The sequence below is a fragment of the Bacillus sp. FJAT-22090 genome, from assembly GCF_007676755.1.
Taxonomy (GTDB): domain Bacteria; phylum Bacillota; class Bacilli; order Bacillales_A; family Planococcaceae; genus Psychrobacillus.
This window is the reverse complement of sequence record NZ_VEBK01000009.1, coordinates 137,515-154,848: the sequence shown is the minus strand read 5'-3', so window position 1 is coordinate 154,848 and position 17,334 is coordinate 137,515. Positions and strand designations below refer to the sequence as shown.

The 17,334-nt window shown below is 37.9% G+C and carries 12 protein-coding genes and 2 pseudogenes; all 14 read left to right on the top strand.

The window, feature by feature from the left end:
- The first annotated feature begins 99 nt into the window (after positions 1 to 99).
- The 14 genes and pseudogenes from FS486_RS12750 (at position 100) to FS486_RS12685 (ending at position 17,244) form a co-directional block, all read left to right on the top strand.
- Positions 100 to 1,830 carry an adenine deaminase C-terminal domain-containing protein gene (locus tag FS486_RS12750; RefSeq protein ID WP_144511925.1) on the top strand — a complete coding sequence of 577 codons (1,731 nt, stop codon included), beginning with the start codon at positions 100 to 102 and terminating at the stop codon, positions 1,828 to 1,830.
- A gap of 10 nt (positions 1,831 to 1,840) precedes the next feature.
- Positions 1,841 to 2,893, top strand: coding sequence for a DUF3048 domain-containing protein (locus tag FS486_RS12745; RefSeq protein WP_144511924.1), 1,053 nt, complete (start codon positions 1,841 to 1,843; stop codon positions 2,891 to 2,893).
- 31 nt (positions 2,894 to 2,924) lie between these two features.
- Entirely contained in the window at positions 2,925 to 3,257 is a 333-nt protein-coding gene (locus FS486_RS12740; protein WP_144511923.1) for a YerC/YecD family TrpR-related protein, read from the top strand.
- A 90-nt stretch (positions 3,258 to 3,347) separates the two neighbouring features.
- On the top strand, positions 3,348 to 4,028 hold the full coding sequence (gene pcrB / locus FS486_RS12735; protein WP_144511948.1) for a heptaprenylglyceryl phosphate synthase: 681 nt from the start codon (positions 3,348 to 3,350) through the stop codon (positions 4,026 to 4,028).
- Positions 4,029 to 4,092: 64 nt separating this feature from the next.
- A pseudogene (locus FS486_RS12730) lies at positions 4,093 to 4,785 on the top strand (UvrD-helicase domain-containing protein); the annotation flags it as partial.
- Between the two features lie 706 nt (positions 4,786 to 5,491).
- Positions 5,492 to 7,360, top strand: a complete 1,869-nt coding sequence (ltrA, locus tag FS486_RS12725; protein ID WP_313956992.1) for a group II intron reverse transcriptase/maturase — start codon at positions 5,492 to 5,494, stop codon at positions 7,358 to 7,360.
- 100 nt (positions 7,361 to 7,460) lie between these two features.
- A pseudogene (locus FS486_RS12720) lies at positions 7,461 to 8,999 on the top strand (3'-5' exonuclease); the annotation flags it as partial.
- A 21-nt stretch (positions 9,000 to 9,020) separates the two neighbouring features.
- The gene (ligA, locus tag FS486_RS12715; RefSeq protein WP_144511921.1) at positions 9,021 to 11,024 is read left to right on the top strand and encodes an NAD-dependent DNA ligase LigA; all 2,004 of its coding nucleotides are present in this window, start codon (positions 9,021 to 9,023) and stop codon (positions 11,022 to 11,024) included.
- Positions 11,025 to 11,040: 16 nt separating this feature from the next.
- Complete coding sequence (locus FS486_RS12710; RefSeq protein WP_144511920.1) at positions 11,041 to 12,177, top strand: CamS family sex pheromone protein; 1,137 nt, start codon at positions 11,041 to 11,043, stop codon at positions 12,175 to 12,177.
- A 104-nt stretch (positions 12,178 to 12,281) separates the two neighbouring features.
- Complete coding sequence (gene gatC, locus FS486_RS12705) at positions 12,282 to 12,572, top strand: Asp-tRNA(Asn)/Glu-tRNA(Gln) amidotransferase subunit GatC (RefSeq protein WP_144511919.1); 291 nt, start codon at positions 12,282 to 12,284, stop codon at positions 12,570 to 12,572.
- A gap of 21 nt (positions 12,573 to 12,593) precedes the next feature.
- Positions 12,594 to 14,057 (top strand): Asp-tRNA(Asn)/Glu-tRNA(Gln) amidotransferase subunit GatA, encoded by a 1,464-nt coding sequence (gene gatA, locus FS486_RS12700; protein WP_144511918.1) that lies wholly within the window; start codon positions 12,594 to 12,596, stop codon positions 14,055 to 14,057.
- Position 14,058: 1 nt separating this feature from the next.
- Positions 14,059 to 15,486, top strand: coding sequence for an Asp-tRNA(Asn)/Glu-tRNA(Gln) amidotransferase subunit GatB (gene gatB, locus FS486_RS12695; RefSeq protein ID WP_144511917.1), 1,428 nt, complete (start codon positions 14,059 to 14,061; stop codon positions 15,484 to 15,486).
- A 152-nt stretch (positions 15,487 to 15,638) separates the two neighbouring features.
- A complete protein-coding gene (locus tag FS486_RS12690) occupies positions 15,639 to 16,202 on the top strand; it encodes a thioredoxin family protein (protein WP_144511916.1) in 564 nt (187 codons plus the stop codon).
- A 127-nt stretch (positions 16,203 to 16,329) separates the two neighbouring features.
- On the top strand, positions 16,330 to 17,244 hold the full coding sequence (locus FS486_RS12685) for a diacylglycerol kinase (protein WP_144511915.1): 915 nt from the start codon (positions 16,330 to 16,332) through the stop codon (positions 17,242 to 17,244).
- Positions 17,245 to 17,334 lie beyond the last annotated feature (90 nt).

The following is a 17,334-nucleotide window of genomic DNA, read 5'->3' as shown; positions in this document are numbered from 1 at the left end:
CGTCTAATTTACAAATTTTATAATTCCGCACTTTGCTTTACTAAAGCACTATGCTACTATTATTTTTATGAGTAGTCTTATAGAAAGGAGAATGGATGAATGCAATATCCGATTTGGAAAATAGAAGAAATTAGAAAACAAATAGAAGTTGTGAATGGGAAACAAGCACCAGATATTCTTATTACAAATGCAACTTATTTACACAGTCATTTAAAGAAATGGATGAACGGAAATATTTGGATTGTGAAAGATCGAATTGTGTACACTGGTACGGAAATGCCACTTGTTTCTGAGAAAACCGAAGTGTATGATGCTAATGGTCAAAAAATTGTACCAGGTTATATTGAACCTCATGTACATCCATTCCAACTATATAACCCACAAACATTTGCAGATTATGCGGCTCAATTAGGCACAACTACCTTTATAGCAGATAATTTAATCTTGTTTTTGATGCTTGAAAATAAGAAAGCGTTTTCAATAATGGATAAACTAAGTGAGTTACCTTTTGCTTTTTATTGGTGGGCTCGTTTCGATTCGCAAACGGAGCTTGAAAATGAAGAAGAATTATTCACCTCGAAAACAGTAGGAGAATGGATTGCACGACCAGACGTTATTATGGGTGGGGAACTGACGGGATGGCCAAGATTATTATCAGGTGACGATCAAATGCTTTACTGGATGCAACAGGCTAAAATGAATGGTATGAAAATCGAAGGACATTTCCCAGGTGCTTCTGATCGTACGCTTGCACGTATGCGTCTATTAGGTGCAGATGGGGATCATGAAGCGATGACCATTGAAGAGGTGGAACGAAGAATTCTTCATGGATATGCAGTAACGCTGCGTCATTCATCAATCCGACCAGATCTACCCATTTTGTTAAAAGGGATACTAGAGAAGGACTTGCAAATTTTTGATCATCTTATGATGACAACGGACGGGGCAACTCCTTCATTTCATATAGATGGAGTGATGGATAAGTGTATTCAAGTTGCTTTAGATGCTGGGGTAAAACCGATAGACGCCTATTTGATGGCATCATTCAATGTTGCAAAATACTATAACTTATCAAATTTGCACGGGGTTATAGCAACAGGAAGATTTGCATCACTCAACTTCTTGACAGATGAGTTCAATCCGGTTCCAACGAGTGTTTTATCAAAAGGGGTTTGGTTAAAACGAGATGATAAACGTGTTCACACATTGGCACCAACCGATTGGTCCAACATACCGGATTTAGATTTACCTTTTGATATGTCAGACGCTGATTTTCAATTTTCGATGCCTTTTGGAATTGAGATGGTGAACGATGTTATTACAAAACCGTATTCTGTTTCGGTTGATACAACGGTTAATGAGCTGTCAACGGATCATGATGAAAGCTTCCTATTGTTAGTGGATCGAAAAGGTAAATGGAAAGTATCTACTCTCATTAAAGGTTTTGCAACTACTTTAAAAGGTTTTGCTTCTTCCTATTCTAGTACCGGCGATATAATACTGATCGGTAAAAACAAAAGTAGCATGCTTCAAGCTTTTAATGAAATGAAAAAAATGAATGGCGGAATAGTCATCGTTGAAAATGAGGAAGTTGTTTGTTCGCTGAAATTACCAATAGGTGGGGGTCTTTCGGATAAACCGATGGAAGCATTAATTGAAGAGGAACTACATTTAAAAAGAGAGTTGGCGGCTAGAGGATTTAAGCATGGGGATGCTATTTACACATTATTATTCCTGCAAGCTACACACTTACCCTATGTCCGGGTTACGCAACGAGGAATTTTCGATGTGATGAAAAAACAAGTATTATTTCCAGCTGTCATGAGGTAGGGGGATTTAGATGTTCAAAAAATGGGGGATTGTGTGTGTGTTCGCTCTACTTCTCGTTGCTTGTTCAAATGACGAGAAAGTGGAGGAAGTAGTACAACCGGTTGAAGACATTGTAGAAGATGGAATAGAAGAAACAATAGAGGAACCAATCGTTCTACCTTATGCCGCTCCTTTTACCGGTGTTCGATCAGCAGCAGAACTAAAACAGAGATCCATACTAGTCACGATGAACAATCATCCGCTAGCAAGGCCGCAATCAGGAATTGCACAAGCAGATATTGTTTATGAAATGTTGGCAGAGGGAAATGTTACGAGATTCCTAGCCCTTTACCAAAGTGAAATTCCTGAAATAGTGGGACCAGTTAGATCTGCTCGTGATTATTTTGTCGAAGTTGCAAAAGGGCTGGATGCTTTTTATATTGCGCACGGCTATAGTCCAGATGCTCAGAAAATGTTAAATGCAAGAATAGTAGATAATATTAATGGAATGCAATATGATGGTATACTTTTTAAACGTTCGAAGGAACGCAAAGCACCTCATAACTCGTATATCTCAAAAGAGAATATTTTTGCAGGAGCTGAAAAAGTAGGGGCTTCCATGGAAATTCACAAAGTACCTTCCCTTTCTTTTTACGATTCGATAGAAGGTGCTAAAATTGGAAATCCAGTTTCTAGTGTAAGTATCCGATATGGTTCGGGGGCAACTTTTGAAAACCAATATACATATATACCAGAAGAAGGTTTATATGAAAGAAAAACTGCCGGGGAAGTAACGGTTGATAAAGAATCAGGAGAACTTGTAAAGCTAGCAAATGTATTGTTCATGGAAATCCCTCATAAAACAATCGATAATGCTGGTCGTCAACAGTTAAATTTAACTGCGGGAGGAAAGGCTTATCTTTTCCAAGCTGGAATAATGAAAGAAATCGAATGGGAAAATGTTGACGGAATGCTATTACCGATGGAAAATGGAGTTCCGGCCAAATTAGTCCCGGGAAAATCATGGATTAGCTTTGTGCCGACCAAGCCTGGATTAGAAAGCATGGTAAACTATTTACCTTGATAGATTGCGATACAGAAAGGAATGATTAAAGATGCAAATTGAAAAAATAAAAGGTCATCAAACAGACCAATTGTTTAAAGCGGTGTTAGAGCTAAACGATATAGAAGAATGCTATCGATTTTTTGATGATTTATGTACAATAAGTGAAATCCAATCGCTTGCACAACGCTTTGAAGTTGCGCATTTGCTCCGATTGAAAAAAACGTACGAAACGATTAAAAAAGAAACAGGGGCGAGCACAGCAACTATTTCCCGAGTAAGACGTGCTTATGATTACGGTAACGACTACTACAACGAAATTCTTGGGCGTCTTTATCCAGAAGAATTGCCTACTCAAAAATCAAAAGAATCAACAGACATGTAAAACAATTAGAACTCTTGACTGAACAGAAGCCGCTGTTCAGTTTTTTTGTTATAATGGAGAATGCTTAATCAACTTATTGTAGGTGAAAAAATGGATTATAAAGAATGGCGTCATATATTTAAACTAGATCCAGCAAAAGAAATAGATGCAGGTGCCTTGGAAAAAGTGTGCGAGTCGGGAACGGACGCAATCATAATAGGCGGTTCGGACGGCGTAACACTTGATAATGTTATTGATTTGTTAATGCGCATTAGAAGATATGCTGTTCCGGTTGCCTTGGAAGTATCGACAATAGAATCGATTACTCCTGGCTTTGACTTTTATTTCATCCCAAGTGTATTAAATAGCACTAACACGAAATGGGTAAAGGATTTGCATCATGAGGCAACAAGAGAATTTGGGGAATTGATGAACTGGGATGAAATTATTCCAGAGGGGTATTGTATATTAAATCCAGATTGTAAAGCCGCTATGCTAACAGATGCCAGACAACCAGAAACGAATGAGGATATTATTGCTTATGCGCAAATGGTCGAGCATATGTTTAAATTCCCTATTTTTTATATGGAGTATAGTGGTATATACGGAGATGTAGAAGTAGTGAGAAGAGTAAAAGCAGGTCTTAATAACACGAGGCTATTTTATGGAGGGGGCATTAAAACGGAAGCCCAAGCGAGTGAAATGGCAGCATATGCAGATACGATTATTGTAGGAAATCAGGTATATGAAAACTTAGCAGAAGCACTAAAAACAGTAAATGCCGTTAAGTAATATTTGAATAAAAAAGAAGCGAAAGGTATAATGAGAACAAACGTTCTGGAGAAGGAAGTGTATGATGGAACTCATAGGAAAAAACTTATTAAATGGAATGAATAAGGAGCAAGAAAAGGCGGTTAAAACGACTGAAGGTCCACTCCTCATCATGGCAGGGGCAGGATCTGGGAAGACGAGAGTATTAACTCATCGAATAGCGTATTTGATTGTAGAGAAAGAAGTATATCCCTCGAAAATACTGGCAATCACCTTTACGAATAAAGCAGCCCGTGAGATGCGTGAACGTATTGATGGCATTTTGGGCGCTGGAACGGGCGAACGGATGTGGGTATCTACTTTCCACTCTATGTGCGTACGAATTCTAAGAAGAGATATTGACAGAATCGGTTACTCTAAAAGCTTCTCCATCTTGGATACGACGGATCAATTAACAGTAATAAAAAATATTTTAAAAGAACAAAACATTGATCCTAAAAAGTATGATCCACGTTCCATGCTAAATGCGATAAGTAGTGCAAAGAACATATGCATTGATGCAGACACATTCAAAGCGCAAATGAATGAGATGAATCCATTCGAAAAAACAGTGGCAGAAGTATATATAGGCTATGAAAAACGCTTAAGAAAAAATCAGTCTTTAGATTTCGATGATTTGATCATGACCACTTTAACATTATTTAAAAGAGTCCCGGAAGTATTAGAGTTTTATCAAAACAAATTCCAATACATACATGTGGACGAGTATCAAGATAGTGCGACACGTTGCTAATTGAAAAGATTAGCCACTAGCAAAAGCTAGGAGAACTAAGAAATCAGATGAGTCGAATGATGAGGTAACGCTCTGAAAGGCTCGACCTAATCCTCCGAATAGCATAATCAATTGCAATATTGAATGTGTTATAAGCTCGGTGAAGTCAGTTGAATACCACCCTAATTACAGGAAAGCGGAGTGGAGGCACTTTGTGTGGTAGATAGACTGGGGTTCTATAAAAATACCCATGGTTAGAATGTAGGGAACAAAACTTCCTACTGACGAAATTCCGAATGTACGGCTCTATAGGTATAGGTATTCGAAAGGGTACACCAACGTATTGTTGGGTTAGTGAGGTGGAGTAAGATTTGTCTTTATGAAACACCTTATAGTGTTACAGGCACTATCCAGCTAACAGGGTTAGAGGAATGACCTAAAGGTATTAAATGTACAGATATGATTTCTTGGAACGTGGTAAGCCAACTACTTGGAGAGATTGCAATCGATGAAGAGGTATAAGGGAAAACAATTTGTATAACCTTATTTTAAGTTGGTGAAAGTGATGGCACAGTACCGTTGAAGCCGTGATAATAAGCGGTGGAGGGATAGCCATTAGTCAATTTATGAATAACGAAAACAATATTTTATAATATCAGGTTCTCGTATGACTAAAAGAAATGCAATCACCAAACCGTAAATGGTGGTGAAAGTGTTGACTGATACAGCAAACGAAAAAGTTTTGAAACGACAGTCTTTACGAAATAATGAGTATTACGGTATGCAAAAAACCTTCGACAAGCTTTACAAAGATAGTCAAAACAATAAGAAATTCAAAAATCTCTACGAACTCATAGTAGATAGGGAAAACATCTTACTAGCATATAGAAACATCAAGAAAAATAAAGGGTCACTCACTAAAGGTGTAAACGAATCAACAATTATTACTATAGGTGAACAAGAACCCGAAAAACTCTTGAAATATGTTAGAAAAAGATTGGAGAACTTTATTCCACACAAAATAAGAAGAAAAGAAATACCAAAAGCTAATGGTGGCATTAGACCGTTGGGAATCCCAACAATTGAAGACCGAATTATACAGCAATGTATTAAACAAATTCTTGAACCAATATGCGAAGCGAAATTTCATAATCACAGTTATGGTTTTAGACCAAATAGAGGTACACTTCACGCGTATTCAAGAGCGGTTACATTAGCGAATATTAATAAGCTACATTATGTGGTTGATATAGACATCAAAGGATTCTTTGATAACGTCAATCATGGTAAACTTCTAAAACAAATGTGGTGTATGGGTATCCAAGATAAGAAAGTGATCTCTATCATTAGCAAACTGTTGAAAGCTGAAATTGTGGGACTAGGTAAGACAAACAAAGGCACTCCACAAGGTGGAATTTTATCACCGCTACTATCTAATATCGTTTTAAACGAGTTGGACTGGTGGATAAGCGACCAATGGGAAACATTTAAAACAGAAAAGAACTATGAGAGAGAACGCATTATAAGTGGCAAAAAGCGGCTAGATCGTTCAGTAAAATACGCCACTTTAAAAAGAATGACAAGTTTAAAAGAGATGTTTATCGTTCGATACGCAGATGATTTTAAAATCTTCTGTCGTGATCATAAAAGTGCCTTCAAAATATTTGAAGGAGTTAAAAAGTGGTTGAAAGAGCGATTACACCTCGATATTAGCAAGGAAAAATCGAAGGTAATCAATTTAAGAAAAAACTTTTCAGAGTTTCTCGGCTTCAAAATGAAAGTAGTGAGGAACAAGGAAAAACATACTGTAAAATCATTTATGACTGACAAGGCGAAAAAGAATGCAAAACAAAAAATTAAAGAAAACATTAAAAGAATTAAGAAAAATACCACCGCCTCAGAAGTGTCCAAACTAAACGCAACAATATTAGGTCTGCAAAACTTCTATCAGCAGGCGACAATGGTATCAAAGGATTTTAGTGAAATTGCATTCTCTGTCAAACGAACCTTATATAACAGCTTAAAATTTGTGTCATCTCAAAACGGGGAGCTTAGTAAATATTACAAAACGCATTACAAAGACTATTTAGGCAAGAATAAAGTTTTCGTAGCCCGAGTAGCCATTTTCCCAATTAATGGTGTCAAACACAAAAACCCGAAGAATTTTACGCAAGAAATAAACAACTACACGATTGAAGGTAGAAGTCTCGTACACAAAACACAGAAGTCAGTATCAGAAGGAATTATTAGGCAACTAGTTAAAAATCCTGTAATTAATCAAAGCATTGAGTATAATGACAATCGCATCTCAAAATATATCGCTCAAAAGGGGATATGTTTCGTTACAGGTGAGCCACTTCTTCTAAATAAAATGGAATTACATCATAAGAAGCCAAGAGCATTAGGTGGAACAGATGAATATAACAATTTGGTTTTTATAACTAAATTGGTCCATAAACTGATTCACGCAACAAAAGAAGAGACGATTGAAAAATATCTTCAATTAGGAAGACTGACACTAGAAGGTAGAGACAAAGTAAATAAACTTCGAGTTATGGCTGGAAATAAAATATTAGTTTAAAGATTCATAATTGATGGAACGCCGTATGAGGGGAAACCCTCACGTACGGTGTGAATGGGGGGAAAAGCTGGCGATGACTTCAAAGGCTTACCTATCCATATCGAACAAAGCGCAATACGAATTAGTACAAATGCTTGCACGTAAATTTAAGAATATTTGTGTCGTTGGGGATTCTGACCAATCGATTTATCGTTGGCGTGGAGCAGATATTCAAAATATATTATCGTTCGAAAAAGACTATCCAAATGCAACAATGATTATGCTTGAACAAAATTATCGTTCTTCTCAACGCATCTTACAAGCTGCGAATGACGTCATTGGTAATAACACGAGCAGATATCCAAAAGTACTTCGAACGGAAAATAGCGAAGGAGAAAAGATCCAGCTTTTTCGTGCATTTAATGAGCAGCAGGAAGCTCAATTTGTTGTGCAATCGATTCAAGAAATGATGGATACAGAAAATAGAACGCTCAATGACTTTGCCATCCTATATCGTACCAATGCACAGTCTCGTGTAATGGAGGAAGTGCTTGTTAAATCGAATATGGCATATACAATAGTTGGAGGAACTAAGTTCTACGATCGTAAAGAGATTAAAGATCTACTAGCGTATCTTCGTTTGATTGCTAATAATGATGATGATCTGTCTCTAGCACGTATTATCAACGAACCGAAGCGAAATATTGGAGCAACTTCTTTTGAACGTATGGCAATGTACGCACTTGAACAAGATAGATCCATTCTCGACGCATTAAATGAGGTCGATTTTATGGGATTACCTGCGCGTGCAGTAAATTCGGTTATTCAATTTCAAGGGCTTATCCAAAACTTTACACAAATGCAAGAGTTTTTGTCAGTGACAGAAATTGTTGAACAGGTACTAGAAAAAACTGGATACCGTACAATGCTGAAAAATGAAAAAACAATCGAAGCTGAAAGCCGCTTAGAAAATATTGAGGAGTTTTTATCCGTTACGAAAGCATTTGAAGAACAAAGTGATGATAAATCCCTTGTTTCTTTTTTAACAGATTTAGCGCTTATTTCCGATATTGATAAGTTAGATGAAGAGGAAGATACATCACAAGGAAATATTATTTTAATGACGATGCATGCTGCGAAAGGACTTGAATTCCCCGTCGTATTCATCATTGGAATGGAAGAAAATATTTTCCCTCACTCCCGTTCAATCGGGGATGATGACGAGATGGAGGAAGAACGTCGATTAGCCTACGTTGGCATAACTCGAGCAGAGGAAAGATTGTTTATATCCTGCGCTCAATCCCGAACGATTTTTGGACGAGGAAGTTTTAATAGTCCTTCTCGTTTTATAGGAGAAATTTCTGATGAAATTATAGAAATTGTCGGAGGGCAAAATAGCGGTAACAGAGGTACAACTGCTACATCCAGTGCAATTCCACAGACCAAAAAAGCAGCGGTTATTCGTCCTGCATACAAACAGTCCGGTGGAGACAAAATGGGATGGCAAGTGGGAGATAAAGCCGTGCATAAAAAATGGGGAGAAGGTATGGTCGTTAGTGTTCGTGGAAATGGTGAAGATACAGAACTTGATATTGCATTTCCAAGTCCGACTGGTATTAAACGATTACTTGCAAAATTTGCACCGATTGAAAAAGGATAATTCAAAGTGGAGGAAAACCCCATGGATAAATTAGAACAACGAGTAAAAGAATTGCACAAGCTTTTATATGACTATGGCTATGCATATTACGTAATGGATGATCCGATTGTTCCAGACTCAGTTTACGATCAATACTTACATGAGTTGATTGCATTAGAAGAGCAAAATCCGAATTTAATATTGCCAGATTCTCCTACACAAAGAGTGGGAGCAGTAGTAAGTGAAGGATTTCAAAAAGTAACGCATGCATATCCCATGCTAAGTCTGTCGAACGCATTTAATGAAGACCAACTTCGTGAGTTCGATAAGCGTATACGAGGTATTATAGATGAACTGCCAACCTATGTATGCGAGCTGAAAATCGATGGCTTAGCTGTCTCACTTTTATATGAAGAGGGTCGTTTAGTAAGAGGAGCGACCCGTGGTGATGGGACAACCGGAGAAGACATTACCAGTAATATAAAAACAATTCGCTCTATACCTATGCGTTTAAAGGACCCAGTAACTATTGAGGCAAGAGGAGAGGCATATATGCCTAAGTCCTCTTTTGTTAAATTGAACGAGGAGCGAGCCGAACGTGGAGAAGAATTATTTGCTAATCCGCGTAATGCTGCTGCTGGTTCCCTACGACAACTAGACCCTAAAATGGCAGCGAGCAGAAATTTATCTATGTTCGTATACGGCATGGGTGGAGACGGTGAAGAGCAAAACATCGAAAAACACTCTGATGCATTGAAATTAATGAAGAAGCAAGGGCTCCCGACAAATAAGGAAACCAGAGAATGTTCATCCATTGAAGAAGTACTTGAGTTTGTTCAAGAGTGGACAGCTAAGAGAAATGACATACCATATGAAATCGATGGAATCGTTATTAAAGTTAACGATTACGCGCAGCAGGAAGAACTAGGCTTTACTGCGAAAAGTCCACGCTTTGCTATCGCGTATAAGTTTCCGGCAGAAGAAGTTGTTACAACCATTATTGATATTGATCTAACAGTCGGACGCACGGGAGTGGTAACACCTACTGCAATATTAGAGCCGGCTCAAGTGGCAGGTACGACTGTGCAACGTGCAACGCTTCATAATGAAGATCTTATCCGGGAAAAAGATATACGAATTGGAGACCGTGTCATCATTCGAAAAGCGGGAGATATTATTCCAGAGGTTGTATCGGTAATACTAGAAGAGAGACAAGGAACAGAAATTGCCTATGAAATGCCAACGCATTGCCCGGTTTGTGATAGTGAACTAGTAAGAATTGAAGAGGAAGTGGCACTACGCTGTGTAAATCCTCAATGTCCTGCACAAATCCAAGAAGGCATTTATCATTTTGCGTCTCGTAATGCAATGAATATCGAAGGACTCGGCGAGAAAGTAGTAGAGCAATTATTTAGAGAGCAACTTATTCAAGATGTTTCCGATTTATATAAGTTGACGATAGAAGATTTAATTGGATTAGAGCGAATGGGACTGAAATCTGCAACTAATTTAGTGGAAGCAATCGAGGCTTCCAAAGCGAACTCGATGGAACGTGTATTGTTTGGACTAGGCATTCGACATATTGGTGAAAAAGCAGCTAAAATACTGGCGGCAACTTTTCATGATTTTGATACACTGATGAAAGCTACAAGAGAAGAGTTAACTGCAATTTTTGAAATTGGTGATAAGATGGCAGATTCTCTTGTGACTTATTTTGAGCAAAAAGAAGTACAGCAACTGATTGAACGATTGAAAGAAGCTAGGTTAGCTTTACGGTATACTGGTAAAATTGTGGATATGTCATTATTGGAGAATAGTCCATTTGCCAATAAAACAATTGTACTTACAGGTAAATTAGTACAACTAAGTCGTCCTGAAGCAAAAGAAAAAATTGAAGCACTTGGTGGAAAAGTTGCTGGTAGTGTGAGTAAAAAGACTGATTTAGTTATCGCTGGAGAAGATGCAGGATCTAAGCTTGAAAAGGCTGCAAGTCTTGGAATCGAAGTTTGGGATGAGCAAAAATTATTAGATCATTTAAAGGATTAAAGGAGTTCTGAAAAACATGGCAAAAAAAATAATAGGCATATCGACGCTAGTTTTATTGCTGATCGTTTCTGGATGTACTCCTTCCCCGACGAAAGATACAAAAGTTATTCAAAAGACGGAAGAAGAAGCTACAAAAACAGTAATTATTCCAAGTTTACAACTAGACGAGAATTACTACCGTACGATATTGCCTTATGAAGAAAGCGCAAGTAGAGGATTTGTCGTGTCAAATATGGCGACCAAATACGATGTGAGAGAAGTAGAGACCGGACTTCTGCGCATCTCGCAAAATGAATTCTCTCCCGACAAATATTTATTCCAAGAAGGGCAGAATCTTAGTGTTGCTACGCTAAAAGACTGGCTAGATAGAAGTAATAAATCAAAGGGTGGGTTAAACCCAAGTGACGAAGGGCTTACTGGAGAAGAAAAAGCGAAAAAAGCCCCGGTTTATATTACACATATTGTGGAGCAAGACTATTTAGAAAAAGTGGATAATACCGTCAAGCTAGCAGGAATTTCTATAGGACTTGCTTTGAATTCTGTTTATTATTATACAAAAGAAGATTATGGTGCCACTTATGAGGAAGTATTAACTCAGGCACAAATTGAAGAAAATGGGAAGAAAATTGCAGAAGAAGTAGTTAAACGTATGCGTCAAATGGATGGATTAGCGGATGTACCGATTGTAGTAGGTCTCTTTAAACAAAATAGCAGAAATGCAGTCGTTCCAGGAACATATTTCACTTATAGTACCGCCTCAGCGGGAAAAAATGTTTCTGATTGGAAAGCGATCGATGAGGAATATGTGCTATTTCCTACGGCACAATCGGAAGAAAAGTATCGTGATTTAGATACTATCTTCCGCAACTTTAAACAGGATGTAGAAACGTATTTTTCCAACTATACTGGTGTAATTGGGACGGGCTATTTTAAAGATAAACAGCTGCAAAAAATGACCATCACAATTCCTATCCAGTTTTATGGAGCCTCTGAGGTGATTGGTTTTACACAGCATCTCGCTGGTTTAGTAAAAACAAATTTTAATACTTCGATGAACGTAGAGGTACAGGTGAATTCATTGAATGGAGCAGAAGCGTTGCTTATTAAGAAACCAGGGGAAGAAGAACCGTTTGTACACATTTACTCCCATTAACATCAGCTATTCGCAACATATAAGTAATAATGCAACACTCTATTCAAGTAGAGTGAAAAATGATATGATATTTCCTATGGTTATTGAATTCGGAGGTGTAAATAATGGCAGAATTATCAAAAGAAGAAGTTAAGCATGTGGCACATTTGGCACGTCTAGCAATTACAGAAGAAGAAGCAGAAAGGTTTGCTCTTCAACTAGGTGCAATTACGGAATTTGCAGAGCAATTAAATGAATTGGATACTACAAATGTAGAGCCAACGACACATGTTTTACCTTTAGTAAATATCTTGCGTGAAGATGTTGCAACCAAAGGGTTAGACCGTGAAACGATGATGTTAAATGTAAAAGAACAAGAAGCAGGTCAAGTAAAAGTACCATCTATTATGGAGTAATAGTGGTGAGGAGGGAAAGTAATGACGTTATTTGAACGTTCATCGACAGAACTACAAGCGCTTGTACATAGCAAAGAAATTACTATTGCTGATTTGACCAAGGAAGCTTTTGAACGAGTAGAAAAGCTTGATGGTGAGGTAGAAGCATTCTTAGCTTTAAATAAGGAACAAGCTACAACGACAGCAGCAGAATTAGATAAAGTTCCTTTTGAAGAACGTGGACCATTATTTGGTCTGCCAATCGGAGTAAAGGATAATATCGTAACAGAAGGATTAGAAACAACTTGCGCAAGTAAGATATTAAAAGGGTTTAATCCAATTTATGATGCAACGGTTGTGAAAAAGTTGCGTGCGGCAGGTATGGTCACAATTGGAAAGTTAAACATGGATGAATTTGCAATGGGTTCTTCCAATGAAAACTCAGCATATAAAACAACAAAAAACCCATGGTCACTAGATCGCGTGCCAGGAGGTTCATCGGGTGCTTCTGCAGCAGCAGTAGCAGCAGGAGAAGTGCCATTCTCATTAGGTTCTGATACGGGTGGTTCTATTCGCCAACCAGCTGCGTATTGTGGGGTTGTTGGTATGAAACCTACATACGGACGTGTTTCCCGTTTTGGTCTTGTGGCATTTGCTTCATCGTTTGACCAAGTTGGTCCGATTACTCGTAACGTAAAAGACAATGCTTTGTTGCTTGAAGCGATTTCAGGTCTTGACCCACAAGATTCTACTTCGGCTGATGTAGAAGTACCAAACTTTGCAGCAGCTTTGACAGGGGATATAAAAGGTTTGCGTATCGCTGTACCTAAAGAATATTTAGGAGAAGGTGTTGGAGAAGCAGCTCGTGAGTCTGTGCTTGCTGCATTGAAAGTATTAGAATCACTTGGAGCTACATGGGAAGAGGTTTCATTGCCACATTCTAAATACGCTCTAGCGACATATTACATCCTTTCTTCTTCAGAAGCATCTTCTAACCTTTCTCGTTTCGATGGAATACGATATGGTTTCCGTGCAGAAAATGTACAAAACTTAATGGAATTATATAAAGAAACGCGTGCCCAAGGTTTTGGAGATGAAGTAAAACGTCGTATCATGCTTGGAACATACTCATTAAGTGCCGGAACTTACGATGCGTACTATAAAAAAGCACAACAAGTTCGTACACTGATCAAAGAAGATTACGATAAAGTTTTAGCAGAGTATGATGTGATTATCGGACCAACCGCACCAACCGCTGCATTTAAAATTGGTGAAAACGTGGATGATCCATTAACGATGTATGCGAACGATATTTTAACGATTCCGATCAACCTAGCTGGTGTTCCAGCAATTTCAGTTCCTTGTGGATTTGAAGATGGAATGCCATTAGGATTACAAATTATCGGAAATTACTTTGATGAGGCAACGATTTATCGTGTAGCCCATGCATACGAGCAATCGACAGATTTCCATAAACAAACTCCTCAAATTTGGGAGGGAAAATGATATGAATTTTGAAACAGTCATTGGTTTAGAAGTACATGTAGAGTTGAAAACAGACTCAAAAATCTTCTCTTCTGCACCGAATCATTTTGGTGCAGAACCAAATACAAATACAACAGTAATAGACCTTGGTTATCCTGGGGTGCTGCCAGTAGTAAACAAAAATGTAGTTGACTTTGCTATGCGTGCAGCTCTTGCTTTAAATATGGAAATCGAACAACATACAAAGTTTGATCGTAAAAATTATTTCTACCCGGATAATCCAAAAGCATATCAAATATCCCAATTTGATAAGCCAATCGGGAAAAACGGCTGGATTGAAATAGAAGTGAATGGTGAAACAAAACGTATCGGTATTACTCGTCTTCATATGGAAGAAGATGCAGGTAAATTATCGCACGCAGATGGTTATTCTCTAGTAGATTTCAACCGCCAAGGTACTCCATTAGTAGAAATCGTATCGGAGCCAGACATTCGTACACCCGAGGAAGCATATGCATACCTTGAAAAATTAAAGTCAATCATCCAATATACAGGAGTTTCAGACTGTAAAATGGAAGAGGGATCATTACGTTGTGATGCGAATATTTCATTACGTCCTTATGGTCAAGAAGAATTTGGTACAAAAGCGGAGTTGAAAAACTTGAACTCCTTTAGCTTTGTGCGTAGAGGGTTAGAACATGAAGAAATTCGCCAGGCAGAAGTACTATCTTCTGGTGGAATAATTGAGCAAGAGACTCGTCGTTTCGATGAGAAGACTGGTAAAACGATTCTAATGCGCGTTAAAGAAGGAACAGATGATTATCGCTATTTCCCAGAACCAGATTTAGTAGATATCGTCATTGATGATGTATGGTTAGAGCGAGTACGTGCAGAAATCCCAGAACTTCCAGATGCACGTAAAAGACGCTACATCGAAGAGCTTGGACTCCCTGCATACGATGCAATGGTGTTAACGTTAACAAAAGAAATGTCCGATTTCTTTGAAGAAACAATTGTACTTGGTGCAGATGTGAAGCTTGCTTCAAACTGGCTAATGGGTGAGGTTTCAGCCTACTTAAACGCCGATCAAAAAGAATTGAAGGATATCAAACTTACTCCATCTAATCTTGCTGGTATGATTAAACTAATTTCGGATGGAACGATTTCATCGAAAATCGCGAAAAAAGTATTCAAAGAGCTTGCAGATAATGGCGGTGAAGCTACGGAAGTTGTGAAAGCAAAAGGCTTAGTGCAAATTTCAGATGAAGGTGCACTTCGTGATATTGTAACAGCAACTTTGGATGCAAATCCCCAATCTATTGAAGACTTTAAAAACGGGAAAGACCGTGCAATCGGCTTCCTAGTAGGTCAAATCATGAAAGCAACAAAAGGACAAGCGAACCCACCACTTGTAAATAAAATCTTAAACGAGGAAATCGTAAAAAGATAATACATAAAAGGATAACTCTGCGGGGTTATCCTTTTATATTGTGGAATTATTAACAAGAGCAATAATCAAATGAAGCATGATCTATGGCTAACCAACTTATTTGATATAGCTAGTAGAACGAAGTATACTAAGAAAAAAGGGGGATTTCTCGGATGCCTACTGAACAACAATACTTTGAAAATGCAAAACCAATTGCACAATATATGGATGATATGACAACGAAGAAAGAAGAATCTTTCAGCATCTACGAACAATTCGAAGTTCCTGCGGACGATGAATTTATAGAGTTATTAAAAGAAAAAGCACCACATGTACTCATGATTACAGAGGACTGGTGTGGTGACGCGATGATGAATAATGCGATACTGCGTAAAATTGCGGAAGCAGCAGGTATTGAAGTGCGAGCAGTCTATCGAGATGAAAATCTGGATTTGATGGATCAATATTTAACAAATGGTGGTCGTTCTATTCCTGTTTATTTATTATTAAATAGTAACGGGGAAGTTATTTCTAAATGGGGACCTCGTGCTGAAAAAGTACAACAGTTCGTGATGGACGGAAGAGCTAAATTCCCAGCTAAAGAAGATCCTACATTTGAGGATGTCCAAAAAGCCTTTTATGCACAAATGACAAAAGAGTTTGTAGACAATAAAGATTTCCATTTAGCAGTTTACGAAGACGTAAGAAATGACTGGTTACAGGTGCTTCAAAAATAATTTGTAGTAGAGTATAACAGAATAGGGCCGGCATAAGTCGGCTCTTTTACTAATGGAACGAAACTTTTTCTTTAAAACAGTAGTCTTTATGACTAGAAAGAAATTGTGAAGCAGAAAGGAAAACTGTATGAAACGTGCGCGAATTATCTATAACCCAACTTCTGGAAGAGAACTTTTTAAAAAACACTTGCCTGAGGTATTGGAGACTTTAGAAATAGCAGGGTATGAAACGTCTTGCCATGCGACTACCTGTGAAGGAGATGCCACTATCGCTGCGAAAAAAGCAGTGCAGAATGGCTTTAACCTAATCATTGCTGCGGGTGGAGATGGAACATTAAATGAGGTAGTAGCGGGAGTAAGTGAATTCGAGGAACGACCTAAAATAGGCTTAATTCCTATGGGAACAACGAATGATTTTGCAAGAGCTTTGCATATTCCAAGGGATATACAAAAAGCTGTAGAAATAATTGTAAAAGGCGACACTATACCTGTGGATGTTGGAATTGTTAATAACGATCGTTACTTTATTAATATTGCCGGTGGTGGACGAATTACAGAGTTAACATATGAAGTGCCTAGTAAATTAAAAACAATGCTCGGACAATTGGCGTATTATTTAAAAGGCATAGAAATGTTACCATCGATTAATGCTACTAAAGTGAAGATTGAATATGACGATGAAGTGTTTGAAGATGAAGTAATGATGTTTTTAGTCGGGCTGACTAATTCAGTTGGAGGCTTTGAAAAGCTTGCTCCTAACTCAAGTATTAATGATGGAAAGTTTTCTTTGTTAATCTTAAAGAAAGTGAACATCGCAGAGTTCATCCGATTAGCGTCACTTGCAATTCGTGGTGACCATTTAGAGGATCCACATGTTATTTATAAAAAAGCAACACATATTAAAGTGACTTCCGATGAAAAAGTTCTACTCAACTTGGATGGGGAGTATGGAGGTACGATTCCAGCAACTTTCCAAAATTTATACAGACATATAGAGGTTTTTGTGCCAATTAATGAAATAAGAGAACAGGATAGACCATAAGACTGAACCCAGCAATCATAATAGATTGCTGGGTTTTCTCATACAGTTAAAGTACCGAACAACTTGCTGAATTCTAATTGTTTTTCTGAT

Coding starts and splice junctions, on each gene's coding strand:
- FS486_RS12750 (WP_144511925.1), top strand. CDS start 100: ATGCAATATCCGATTTGGAAAATAGAAGAAATTAGAAAACAAATAGAA.
- FS486_RS12745 (WP_144511924.1), top strand. CDS start 1,841: ATGTTCAAAAAATGGGGGATTGTGTGTGTGTTCGCTCTACTTCTCGTT.
- FS486_RS12740 (WP_144511923.1), top strand. CDS start 2,925: ATGCAAATTGAAAAAATAAAAGGTCATCAAACAGACCAATTGTTTAAA.
- pcrB (WP_144511948.1), top strand. CDS start 3,348: ATGGATTATAAAGAATGGCGTCATATATTTAAACTAGATCCAGCAAAA.
- ligA (WP_144511921.1), top strand. CDS start 9,021: ATGGATAAATTAGAACAACGAGTAAAAGAATTGCACAAGCTTTTATAT.
- FS486_RS12710 (WP_144511920.1), top strand. CDS start 11,041: ATGGCAAAAAAAATAATAGGCATATCGACGCTAGTTTTATTGCTGATC.
- gatC (WP_144511919.1), top strand. CDS start 12,282: ATGGCAGAATTATCAAAAGAAGAAGTTAAGCATGTGGCACATTTGGCA.
- gatA (WP_144511918.1), top strand. CDS start 12,594: ATGACGTTATTTGAACGTTCATCGACAGAACTACAAGCGCTTGTACAT.
- gatB (WP_144511917.1), top strand. CDS start 14,059: ATGAATTTTGAAACAGTCATTGGTTTAGAAGTACATGTAGAGTTGAAA.
- FS486_RS12690 (WP_144511916.1), top strand. CDS start 15,639: ATGCCTACTGAACAACAATACTTTGAAAATGCAAAACCAATTGCACAA.
- FS486_RS12685 (WP_144511915.1), top strand. CDS start 16,330: ATGAAACGTGCGCGAATTATCTATAACCCAACTTCTGGAAGAGAACTT.